The sequence below is a fragment of the Acidicapsa borealis genome (assembly GCF_059115245.1).
In genome coordinates this window covers 1,713,733-1,725,773 of record NZ_JCACNY010000001.1, presented here as the reverse complement: position 1 = coordinate 1,725,773, position 12,041 = coordinate 1,713,733, and the positions used below count along the sequence as shown (strand labels likewise).

Sequence of the window (12,041 nt, the reverse complement as noted above, 5' to 3'; positions counted from 1 at the left end):
TAAATCGCATCTCAAAGAGAAATAAACACCCCTCCCCCCTCCCATCCAAAAATCTCCAGTTAGCCGGCCGCACACCAAGCCAACTACACTGGCTGCCACTGGAGAATCCATGAAAACCTGCTTCAAATTCGCTCTACTTCCTCTCTTAACTCTCTCCGCAAAAGCCCAGATCATGCCAGCCAACGTAGCCAACGTAATAGGCCGCAGCGACATCATCCTCGCCAGACCCAACAAGTCCTACGACCAGGCAGTCCCATTAGGCAACGGCAGACTAGGCGCAGCCATCTGGTCCGACAACGGCCTAACCATCCAACTCAACCGCGCCGACACCATGCCAGACCGCCTCTCAGCCGGCCAACTAGTAATCTCCAGCCTGAAACCCCTGACAGAAGCCGCCGACTACAAGGGTAGGCTCAACCTATACAACGGCACCTTCGAAGCCTCCGGCGCAGGCATCACCGTCAAAGCCTACATCCAACCCAAGACAGACCTGCTCATCATCGACATCACCGGAGCCGACCCCAACCAACCCCAAACCGCCGAACTCCACCTCTGGCCCCCCCGCACCCCAAGAGCCGAAGCCAAAGGCTCCATAGCCACCCTCTCCGAATCCTGGGTAGACAACAAAGCCCCAGGCCACTGCGGCCGCACTTTCGGCTCAACCGCTTCCATTACCGCGGAGGGGCGCAATGTTAGTGCTTCTACGGACGGCAAGCTGAGTGTCAGCGTAACTGCAACTCCGGACGCTAAAGGCAACCTGCGCATTCTCGTCGCTGTGCCGCAATATCAGTCGCCTGCAGTGCCGGTCAGCAAGGCTTTCGCGGACCGCGATCCAAAGGCGCACATTGCTTCGTGGAATGCCTTCTGGCATCATGCGGACCTGATGAAGATCACTTCGCAGGATGGCGCTGCCGATTACATGGAGAACCTGAGGACGCTCTACCTTTACTACGCTGCAGCGGAAGCAGGCGTGGAGTTTCCTGGGTCGCAGGCTGGCGTTGGTGATCTCTTCTCCGCTACTCACGACGACCACCAGTGGGACCCATCTGCTTTCTGGCACTGGAACCTGCGCATGCAGGTCGGCGCGAACCTCTCAGCAGGTCTGCCAGAGCTCAACGAGTCGTACTTCCGCCTCTATCGCGACAACCTTGCGAACATCGAGGCCTGGACGAAAGAACGCATGCATGGCGCGCCCGGCATCTGCGTCCCGGAGACCATGCGCTTCAACGGTCAGGGCATCGAGTTCGAGCGCTGGAATAACAACAACGACAAGATCTCGGGTCTCGACTGCGCAGCAGATTCGGTGCCGTATTACAACGCTCGCACTATCTCTACTGGCGCTGAAGTCTCCCTCTGGATCTGGCAGCAGTATCTGCTTACGGGTAACAAGGCTTTCCTTGCCGCTAACTTCCCGGTCATGAAAGCGGCGACCGAGTTCCTGCTCTCCTACGAAAAGCGTGGGGATGGCAAGCGTGGGGAAGACGACAGCTTTCTCCACACCAGCCCCAGCAATGCCCACGAGTCGCAATGGGACGTGCTCGATCCCGTGACGGATTTGTCTGCCCGCAAGGCTCTCTATCCCGTTGTCATTCAGGCTGCAACTGTTCTCGGTAAAGAGGCGGATCTGGTCACGCGTCTCAAGAGCGAAATCCCTAAGATTCCGCCGTTCCCGCGCGTCGCCATCGATAAGCCTAAGGTGCTGCTCAAGCCTGGTGAAAACACCGCCAACGACATGATCACCTTCAGCTATCAGCCTGACGCCGAGATTCGTAACGTAGAGAACATTGGCCTCGAACCCGTATGGCCCTACGGCTTGATCGGCGACACATCACCTGACTTCGAGCTCGCCAAACGCACCTTCCTCGCCCGCCCGAATAAGTCCGGCATTGACTGGAGCTACGATCCCGTCCAGGCAGCGCGTCTCGGTTTCGGTGCCGATGTCGCGAGCACGCTCGTCAACATCACCGAGACTAACCAGCACTACATCAACGGCATGGCGAAGTGGGGCGGTGACGGGAAAGAGTTCTACATTGAGCAGAGCGGCGACGTGGCTCTCGGCGTGCAGGAAGCCCTTGTGCAGGACTACGACGGCATTATCCGCATTGCTCCGGCGATTCCGCCGGGATGGGACTTCGACGGCACGGTTACTGTACGCAACCAAGTCAAAGTCTCGGTTCAGACTCGCGGCGGGAAACCCACCGCAGTTAGCCTCGAAGCAGGCTTGCCCGGCCCAATCCAGATCAAGAATCCGTGGCCGGGCGAACAAGTAGCCGTTGTCAACGCGAGCACCGGCGCTTCGGTAGTCAAGGCAGTTTCATCGCCGATCCTGAAGTTCGAAGCGAAAGCCAATACCGGCTACGAACTTAAGCCGGCATCGGCGACTGGCAGGTCATCCTTTGTACCGGTAGAAGCCAGCCCAGCTGCGACTCCGAAGAAGCTGGGTAAAGTGCAGATTGGTCTCGAGAAGTAGCGGAACGGGACTTATAGATGGTGGCAGCTTCCATCTTTCAACGCGTTACGAAAGGTGGAAGCTCCGCCGCGCTGGCGACTAAGGAATGCCCGTCTGAAGATCTCATCTAAGCGGCGTTGAGCAAAGCGGCGACAGCCTTAGGATCGCGGTCAATCACAATCAGGTAAGCCCGGGCCGTGGCATCCGGATTCTTGCGCCGCTGCTCCCAGTCGCGCAAGGTTCCGACCGGAATTTTGTATGTTGCCGCGAAGTCTTCTTGCGTCATACCAAGTCGCTCACGCAGCTTCTTCGGATTCACCAGCTTCTTCAATCGACCCTGGGCCATGAGAAGCTCAAGCGGCTGCGCATCCGGATCGGCCAATGCCGCCGCAGTAATCTCTTCGTCCGTCATCGCCGCCACACTAGCCCAATCCGTATCCGGATAAGGATCTCCAGGCTCACGAACCACCGAGATAGTACCAGGTCTGCTCATGTTTATTAGCTCTCCGCGCCGATATGATGCGAGTTACATCTGGCCCTCGCTCAGTCGACACAACGTAAAGAATTCCTTGCCGGGAGAAGCCAGAGTGATGATCCTCTCTTCTCCATAAAAATCCGAATCATCAACCCATTCGAAGCGATTCGGATCATCCAGCGCCTCGATGCTTTTTTCAAACGCGATCCCATGCTTCCTGCGGTTCTCCGTATCTTTCACAGAATCCCACTCGTACCGCACGACCACCATCCTACGGCTTAGCCGTAGCTCCGTCGATCAAAGACTAATAGTTTCAGCCTCGGACTAACAATTTCAGCCTTGCCGCACTGCCAGCGTAGAAAGCTCAATCGGCACGAAGGGTCGTGATTGGATCGACGCGCATAGCCCGCAGCGCTGGGATGCAACTCGCGGCGAGCGCGACCATGGTTAATGCAAGCGTGACGCCAGCGAAAGTGGGCAGGTCGTTCGGCGAAACACCATAAAGCAGTCCGGCCATCAGGTGGGAGACAATGAGCGCACCGCACACACCTAGCCCTGCGCCGGCAGCGGCCAGGCCTAGTCCCCGACGTAGGACTCTCTTGACGATGGTGCCTCGCTGCGCTCCGAGCGCGAGGCGAATGGCGATTTCACGCCTTTGTTCATTCACAACGTAGGAGATTGTTCCGTAGATTCCGAGTCCGGCCAAGAGCAGGGCCGTGAGCGCAAAAACTGCCACCATTTCCATCGAAAACCGCCGGACAGAAAGCGATGTGGAAAGCACCTCCTCCAGTGTCTGGGCGTGGAAGACCGGAAGTTGTGAATCGATGGATTGGATCTGCGCGCGCATTTGCGAGGAGATAAGAGCGGGGTCGAGCTGGCCGCGCAGAAAGACTGCCAGGTCTTTGGCGGGATGCTGGTATGCGGCGCGGTAGAGCTGCGGAATTGCCGCGTCCGCCAGCGATTCTGTGCGGGCATCTGCAATCACGCCGACGATGGTGGTCCAGACCGGCCCGGATGCGCTCTTCGGCTCGCGGGCATCCAGGTGCAAACGGACGCGCTTGCCAAGCGGATCTTCTGCCTTTCCGTTGCTGCCTGGCCAGTACATGCGAGCCGCGGCCTGATTGATGACTGCAACCTGGGGCGTATCTTCCAGGTCCTGGTCGTTGAAAAGACGTCCGCGTAACAACGACATACCCAACAAGTGAAAGTATTCGGGGGAAACGATGGGACTATCGATCCTGGGAGCCTGATTGTCCACTGTCTCGACACCCTCCCGGATCAACGGTAGCTGCGTGGGGTGGCTGTGGCCCAGGGGAAGTGAAGCCGCGTCGCCGATGGCCACCTCTTCTACGCCTGGCAGGGTTCGGCCGCGACGAAGAATCTCGCGGAGCAGAACCGATTCCTTGGCAGCTGTCTGATAGGGATCTGTCCTGGGATCGTTGGGTCCGGGAAGCCAGGTCTGAACGGCCATGACCCGGTTGGGATTGAAGCCTGGCTCCGCCGTGTACAAGCCCCAGAAACTACGCAGCAGCAGGCAGGCGGCGACCATGAGTACCAGGGAAAGCGCTAATTCGCTGATGACCAGAATCTGCCGGGCGCGGGATCGTCCGTGAGAACCAGCCGATCCGCGACCTTCCTGCCGGAGAGTGCCGATCAGATCGAGGCGGCTCATGAGCCACGCGGGGGCCAATCCGGAGATGATTCCAGCCAGGACAGAGACAGCGAGAGCAAACCCCAGCACGGCCCAATTGATCGTGATGCTGCTCAGGTGCGGCAGGCTCTCAGGAACTAACCGCAGCAGGAAACGCTGAGTGCAGAAGAGAACGGCAAAACCGGCCATTCCGCCTAACAGGAAGAGCAGCACAGTTTCCGTGAGAAGCTGGCGGATGAGACGCATTCTTTGCGCTCCCAGAGCCTGGCGAACCGCGATCTCGCGGCCCCGGCCACTGGCTCGAGCGAGCAGAAGATTGGCGACGTTGACGCAACCGATCAGCAGCACCGATCCGACCGCGGCGAAGAGCAGGAGGAGAGACTGGCGAACAGTGCCGACCACGCTTTCGCTGAGGGGGCTCAGGCGCACGGTCCATGCTGCCTCGGGCGGATAGTCTGCGGGATATTGCTTTTTCAGCGATGCAACCAGCGCATCTAGGCGCGCCTGCGCTGCTGCAATCGACAGACCGGGCGTCAAACGCGCAACCACGCGACCCTGGATGCGTGTGCCGCGCATCGGGGGCGGAAATGGCAGGCCGGACATGCCAGCCGCGAGCCACACTTCCGTATTCAGTTCTTCGCTGGTTGAGCCCAGGTCGCGGAAGCCGCTCGGCATGACGCCGGCGACATGATAGACGTCGTTGTCCAGGAGCAGGGCTTTGCCGAGAATGTGAGGGTCGGCTCCGAATTCCCTTCTCCAGACGCCATCGCTGATCACGGCTTCCAGGTTGAAGCCGGGGGTGGGATCGTGCGGGTCGAAGGTGCGGCCCAGCTGCGCGTCTACGCCGAAGACAGAGAAATAATTCGGTGTCACGTGCTTGTAGCTGAGGCGCTCCGGTTGTGCGCTGCCGGTGAGGTTCACGTCTGCGCCGTAGCCGGAAACCGATACAGACTGAAATATCCCGGAATTCTCCAGGTCTCTCCACTCAGGGACAGAGATGCCGACACCCTTTGCGCCTACTCCCGGCAGGTCGTCCTGAACACGCACCAGCTCGGCCGGATTCTTGTACGGCAAAGGATGGAGCAGGGTGGCGTCGATCACGCTGTAGATGGCGGTGGTGGCTCCGATGCCGAGGGCGATGGTGGCGATGGCGATGAGTGAGAATCCGGGGGATCTCAGAAGCATGCGAACCGCATAGCGCAGGTCGAAGAGCAGGTTTTCGATCAAAGGAAGGCTCTGCTCATCGTGGTGATGTTCGCGAATCGCCTGGGCCGCGCCGAACTTGAGTGCGGCTTGCCGACGCGCTTCGGCGGGTACCATGCCGGCGCGGATGTTCTCTTCTGTCTGGAACGCGAGATGCTCAGCGATCTCTTCCTGCAGGCGTTGGTCGGCGCTCTGCCTGGTGGCGAAATTGGAGAGGCGAATCAGGAAACGTCGCAGGGCTTTCATACGAGATCCTCCGCTTTGACTTCAAAAAAGCGCGCGATGATGGCCGCGGTTTGCTCCCACTCGCGGGCTTCTGCGCGAAGCTGCTTGCGGCCGGCAGCGGTGAGGCGATAGAAGCGTGCGCGGCGGTTATTTTCGGATACGCCCCAGTCAGAGGCAATCGAGCCTTCATGCTCCAGCTTCAGCAGGAGGGGATACAGGGTGCCCTGATTGACGGCCAGCAAATCGCCGCTAATCTGTTCGATGCGGCGGGCGATTCCCCAGCCGTGCTGCGGTCCCAGGACGTCGAGGGTCTTGAGGACCATCAATGCCAGCGTGCCTTGCAAGACGTCCGGTTTTTCCTTCATGGCGAATCCCCTTTAGGTTTCCTACAGGAATAATGACAAACTTCCTTTTGGAAAGCAACAGGAGTTTTTGACTTTCTTTCGAAGTGCTACTCGAGAACAGTACAAAAGGAAAGGACTTCTCTGCGGAGAAGTCCTTTTGCACGGAGACGAAAATCGAATCGTTCTATTTCTGCGAAGCAATCCAGTCAGTTACGCGCTGATCCAATACATCGAGCGGCAAAGCGCCTGAGTCCACGACTTCATCGTGAAATGCCTTGATATCGAACTTCGGTCCGAGAGCTTTCTTCGCACGATCGCGCAGTTCTAGAATCTTCAACTGCCCGACCTTGTAGGCCAGCGCCTGTCCAGGCCAGGCGATGTAGCGGTCCGTTTCAGCGTTGATGTTGGTATCGTCCATGCCAGAGTGCGCGTGGAAGTAGTCGATCATCTGCTCACGCGTCCAGTGCTGCGAGTGCACGCCGGTATCGACGACGAGCCGGATCGCACGCCAGATGTCGGCTTCGAGGCGGCCATAGTCCGAGTATGGATCTTTGTAGAAGCCGACCTCTTTCCCCAGCCGCTCGGAGTAGAGTGCCCAGCCCTCGACAAACGCGGTGTAGCCGCCGAACTTGCGGAATTCGGGGATGCCGGTCAGTTCTTCGCCAATCGATATTTGCAGGTGATGGCCAGGGATGCCTTCGTGATACGCCACTGCTTCTACATCGGGAAGAGACCGCTCGGTCGCGTTGTAGACATTCACCGTGATGCGCCCCGGCCGGCTGCCATCCGGGGCTCCCTGGTTGTAATACGCTGCTGGCGCGGACTTCGCCGAGTAATCGGGAATGGTGGTCACTTCGAGCTTCGCCTTGGGCAGCGTGCCGAAGAGTGAAGGCAGCTTGGCCTGCATTCCATTTTCGTAGCCGCGATAGGCATCGAGCAGCGCATCGGCGGACTTGGGACGCAGCTTCGGATCGGCCTTCACGGCTGCCTGAAACGTCTTGAGATCGCTGTAGCCGAGTTGCTTCGCAATCACCAGCATTTCGGCCTCGTCGCGCTTGACTTCGTCTTCGCCGATCTTGTGAATCTGCTCCGCTGTCAGGTTGGTCGTGGTTTGGCGGCGAATGCAGAAGGCGTAGTATTTCGCGCCATCGGGCAGAGCCGTAATTCCTGGCTCTTCGCGGCCTGCGGGAACATAGGTGACTTCAAGAAAACGCTGAAAACGCAGGTACGCGGGCAATACTTCCTTGCCGATGACGGCAAGCATCTCAGCCTTGATGCGCTCCTGCTCTGCCGCAGGTATGGATGGCGGAAAGTTCTTGAGCGGCATGGCTAGGGGCGAATCTTCCGGCTTCTGATGCGCGAGGTCTTTTACTTGATCGACCACTTTCAGCAGCAGATACTTCGGCGGTACGCGGTGATCCTCGATGCCGAGTTCCATGTTCTGGGTGTTCTGCTCGAAGGCCTTTGGAACCTGGTGTAGACGTGCGATCCAGTCGTCGTAGTCTTTGACCGTGGTGAAGCTGAGCTGACGGACGAGATCGGGGTAAGCCGTGTGGATACCACCCATTTGGTTGATGGGCATCTCCCACTCCTTGAACTCCACAGCCTCCTGGTCCTCGGCGAACTGCCGCAGCAGCAGGTCACGGCTGATGACTTCCTGCGACGTAAATCCAGTTACATCGATCGCGGCCAGCCGCAGAAGGAAGCCTTGCTCACGCTCCAGGCTGTCGTTGTAGGCGCGCACGGAGTAGTCATTGATCTGATCGTTGAACCGCTTATCGCCGAGCGACGAAGCGAACTCTGGACTGTGCCGGAGATTGTCTTCCCAGTAGTCGGCAAAGACGCGGTTCAGGACTTTGCGTCGGTCTTCCAGAGTCTGCGGCGCCTGCGTGGCCTTGGGATCGAGCTTGAGCGCTTGGGCGCGCATGAGCGGCACGGCTAGCGGCATGCCTGCGAGGAAAACGAGGACGGCAGCAGTAGAGAAACTTGATTTCAACAAAATCGATCCTTCCAGGTTGCGATGAACAGGTTGCGGCGAAAAGCTCTCAACAAACCTGCATTGAGTTTAAATAAGAGGCGCGGGCTGTTGGCTATGCCTTAAAATCCTCACGAAGATCCGACGGGCCGCACCCGGAAAGGGTAAGACCGATCCATGCGTAAGAACTTCACTGTGACGCTGAAGGCCGACTCCGAGGGGCATGCGTGGTCGTTCGTGCGTGTTCCCTTCGATCCGCATCAGTGCTGGCCTGAGCAGGATCGGATGCGGGTGAAAGGGACTCTGCAATCCGCGCTTGGCGGCGAGGAGTTTCCGTTTCTCAGCACGCTGATGGGTTCGCGCGACAAGAGCTACGTCCTGCTGGTCACGAAGAAGGTTCAGCGCGGCGCAGGCGTCGGCCTGGGCGACAAGGTTGTGATCACTCTGGAGCCGGACAACGATGGAGCATCCGCGGCACCGCCGCCCGAGCTGGCGAAACTGCTTAAGCAGGATCGGTCGGTGAAGAAGTGGTTCGACAAGCTTCCGTATGGCATGCGCAAGTACATCGCGCAAAGCATCCTCGAATGCAAGTCGGCTGACGCGCGCGAGCGGCGCGCGGAAAAGTACATGGAGACGATCCTGCTGACCATGGAAGGTGAAGAGTCGCTGCCACCGCTACTGCAGATCGTCTTCCGTGAGCACCCTGGCGCGCTGGCCGGATGGAAGACGATGACGCCCTTGCAGAGGCGCAACCAACTCTTCGCTATTTTCAGTTCTCAGGGGGTGGACGCACGGCGGCGAAGGGCAGAGCGGACTGCGGAGATGGCGATGGAAGCGATCGAAAAGAAGACTGGTTCGGCCAGCGAAGACCGTCGTAGCCGTACGCTCAAGCGCGCTGTGGATCACTCCTCTGATTGGGAATAATCTGCATTGGCGAATCGTTGCATCGAAGCATGTAGCATGAGCTCTTTTGCGCGCCACGCCGGGTACGCTACACTTGGCACGGCGATCGGCTGGCTGCCGGAAGGAGATCACGATGAACGAAAAAGCAAAGGGTACGTTTGAAGTCAAGATGACGCCGCAGACGTGGAGCGAGAATTCCGTTGATCACACCCTCGCGCGATTCCTGCTAAGCAAGCAGTATCAAGGTGACCTTGAAGGCACGGCAGAAGGTCAGATGCTGAGCGCCGGCGACGGCAGCAAAGGGTCGTCGGGAGTGTATGTCGCGGTCGAGAGGGTGACAGGCAAGCTTGCCGGCCGCAGCGGCAGCTTCGTTCTCTATCATACCGGCGTCATGAACAAAGGCGTACCTGATCTGTCGATCAAGGTGGCTCCGGGTTCAGGCACAGGTGAACTTACCGGCCTTGCTGGCGACCTCAAGATCATCATGGCTGACGGTAAGCACAGCTATGAATTCACCTACACTCTGATCACCGTTCAATAGTTGTCACAGCCTGTTACAGGAAAGCCCATCATGCCTGACTTTCGCTCGCTAATTTTGAGTGCCGCGGCACTTACGTCTCTCTCCGCTTCCCTCGTTTCTGCGCAAACGAGCGAAGCCCATGACTCGGTTGCACATGTCAATCCATACATTGGCACGGGCGAAGGCAAGATTGGCTACGGCGGCACGATGCCCTTTGTGACTACGCCTTTTGGCATGACCAATTGGACCGCGCAAACGCGGCAGAACAGGCTCAGCGTCGTCTCGTATAACTACGGAGACACGAGTATCTCCGGATTCATGGGCACGCATCAGGCGGCGATCTGGATGGGCGACTTCGGCTACCTGACGCTGATGCCCGAGATTGGCGAACTCAAGACTGCACCGGACGAGCGCAAGCTGCCTTACAGCCATGCCGACGAGATCACGCATCCCGATTATTATTCCGTGCTCATGCAGGCTGGCGCCGCGAAAATTCGTACGGAGATGACAGCAACGGAGCGCTGCGCTTACCTGCGATTCACCTTCCCTGCGGCCTCCGATGCCAAGGTGATTGTCGAAGCATCGCGGCCCGGCATCGCTGGCTTTGCGAAGGCTGACGCAGTGACGCACGAGATCACGGGATACAATCCCGACCGCATCGATAAAGGCCTCGGTCCATTTGCGTTGCCGAATTTCAAAGGCTATTTCGTCATTCAGTTTCGCAAGGCTTGGCACGATGCCGGAACGTATGGCCCCTCTGCGAAGTATCATGCAGACGCGACCGGTGCTTATGCTGAATTTGCAACGACTGAAGACGAGGTCATTGAAGCTCGTGTGGGCACGTCGTTCATCAGCGTCGACCAGGCGCGCGCCAATTTGAAGGCCGAGATACCGGCGTGGAATTTCGAAGCTACGCGAGCAAAACTCCATGCAACATGGAAGAACAAGCTCGACCGCATCACCGTGGAAGGAGCCAGCGAAGATGCGCAACGAACGGTTGCCACAGCCGTCTATCACGCTCTGCTGTATCCGCGCATCTTCTCCGAGCAGGGCCGCTACTACAGCGCCTTTGACGACACCATCCACAAGGGCGAGTCCTATACGGACTATTCCATCTGGGATACCTTCCGCGCGGAACACAGCTTTCTTACGCTCATGGCTCCAGAGCGCATTGATGGCATGATCACGGCGCTGCTGCAGAATTACAAGGAAGGTGGCTGGATGCCGAAGTGGCCCAACCCTTCCTACACCAACATCATGATCGGTACGCACGCCGACTCGATGGTGGCTGAGGCGATGAACAAAGGCTTCCACGGCTTCGATCGAAAGACTGCATGGGCTGCAGTCTACAAAGATGCGATGACACCGCCGGATGACGACACCAAGCATCGCTGGGCCGATCGCGAACCGGCCACACCCTATGAAGCGCGTGGTGGTCTCACTTATCTGAAGCAGCTAGGTTATGTGCCCAACGACAAGACGGCTGAGGCGGCGTCGCGCACTCTGGAAGACTCCTACGATGACTGGAGCGTGGCGCAGGTGGCGAAGGCGCTTGGCAAGACGAGCGACTATGACTTCTTCCTCAAGCGCTCGCTCAACTATCAGCACATTTTCAACAAGCAGACCGGCTTCATGCAGGCAAAGAACTCCGACGGCTCATGGGCGGACGAAAAGGAAGGCTGGACTGAGGGCGACCACTGGGTCTATACCTTTGCCGTCTTCCATGACATTCCTGGGCTTATCGATCTGATGGGCGGGCGTGACAAGTACAACAACCTGCTCGATCAACACTTCAGCGGCGGGCACAACCTGCACAGCAACGAGCCAAGCCATCACTACGGGTATCTCTACGACTATAGCGGCGAGCCGTGGAAGACGCAGACTCACGTGCGCCAGATTGCCAATGCGGAGTATGCCAACCTGCCCTCGGGCATTGACGGCGATGACGATTGCGGGCAGATGTCTTCGTGGTATCTCTTTACTGTGTTCGGCTTTTATCCGGTTAATCCCGCCTCGGGCGATTACATGATTGGTAGTCCGCTCTTTAGCAAGATGAGCCTGCGTCTTGCGAACGGCAAGACCTTTAGCGTGATTGCTGAAAACAACTCTCCCACAAATGTTTACATTCAGTCCGCCACGCTGAACGGCCAGCCTCTCGATCGGCCTGTGATCACCTGGAAGGACATCATGGCTGGATCGACGCTCAAGCTGACGATGGGGACCGAACCTTCGAAGTGGGCCGCGGATTGGAAGCCTCTCTCGATCGAGCAGATGGCGACCGCGAAGCACTAGAGGA

Annotated in this window: 9 protein-coding genes; 4 read left to right on the top strand and 5 right to left on the bottom strand. The window is 58.3% G+C overall.

Annotated elements, in window-relative coordinates:
• The first annotated feature begins 109 nt into the window (after positions 1–109).
• Positions 110–2,470: a glycosyl hydrolase family 95 catalytic domain-containing protein gene (locus AC5S27_RS07010; RefSeq protein ID WP_493933850.1), complete on the top strand. Its 2,361-nt coding sequence runs from the start codon at positions 110–112 to the stop codon at positions 2,468–2,470.
• A 106-nt stretch (positions 2,471–2,576) separates the two neighbouring features.
• Here the strand turns inward: AC5S27_RS07010 and AC5S27_RS07005 are convergent, their stop codons facing one another.
• The 5 genes from AC5S27_RS07005 to AC5S27_RS06985 all read right to left on the bottom strand — a co-directional run bounded on the left by AC5S27_RS07005 (position 2,577) and on the right by AC5S27_RS06985 (position 8,343).
• Positions 2,577–2,942 (bottom strand): helix-turn-helix domain-containing protein, encoded by a 366-nt coding sequence (locus AC5S27_RS07005; RefSeq protein WP_493933849.1) that lies wholly within the window; start codon positions 2,940–2,942, stop codon positions 2,577–2,579.
• 33 nt (positions 2,943–2,975) lie between these two features.
• Positions 2,976–3,164, bottom strand: a complete 189-nt coding sequence (locus tag AC5S27_RS07000; protein ID WP_493933848.1) for a BrnT family toxin — start codon at positions 3,162–3,164, stop codon at positions 2,976–2,978.
• A gap of 124 nt (positions 3,165–3,288) precedes the next feature.
• Entirely contained in the window at positions 3,289–6,024 is a 2,736-nt protein-coding gene (locus tag AC5S27_RS06995) for an ABC transporter permease (RefSeq protein WP_493933847.1), read from the bottom strand.
• Positions 6,021–6,368, bottom strand: coding sequence for a PadR family transcriptional regulator (locus tag AC5S27_RS06990; protein ID WP_493933846.1), 348 nt, complete (start codon positions 6,366–6,368; stop codon positions 6,021–6,023). The genes AC5S27_RS06995 and AC5S27_RS06990 overlap by 4 nt, the downstream gene beginning before the upstream one ends.
• 163 nt (positions 6,369–6,531) lie before the next feature.
• A complete protein-coding gene (locus AC5S27_RS06985) occupies positions 6,532–8,343 on the bottom strand; it encodes a DUF885 domain-containing protein (RefSeq protein ID WP_493933845.1) in 1,812 nt (603 codons plus the stop codon).
• A gap of 156 nt (positions 8,344–8,499) precedes the next feature.
• On the opposite strand from AC5S27_RS06985, the gene AC5S27_RS06980 reads away from it, so the two are divergent.
• The 3 genes from AC5S27_RS06980 (at position 8,500) to AC5S27_RS06970 (ending at position 12,037) form a co-directional block, all read left to right on the top strand.
• A complete protein-coding gene (locus tag AC5S27_RS06980; RefSeq protein ID WP_493933844.1) occupies positions 8,500–9,246 on the top strand; it encodes a DUF1905 domain-containing protein in 747 nt (248 codons plus the stop codon).
• A gap of 112 nt (positions 9,247–9,358) precedes the next feature.
• A complete protein-coding gene (locus AC5S27_RS06975; RefSeq protein WP_493933843.1) occupies positions 9,359–9,766 on the top strand; it encodes a DUF3224 domain-containing protein in 408 nt (135 codons plus the stop codon).
• Between the two features lie 30 nt (positions 9,767–9,796).
• Positions 9,797–12,037 (top strand): GH92 family glycosyl hydrolase, encoded by a 2,241-nt coding sequence (locus AC5S27_RS06970; protein ID WP_493933842.1) that lies wholly within the window; start codon positions 9,797–9,799, stop codon positions 12,035–12,037.
• Positions 12,038–12,041: the final 4 nt, after the last annotated feature.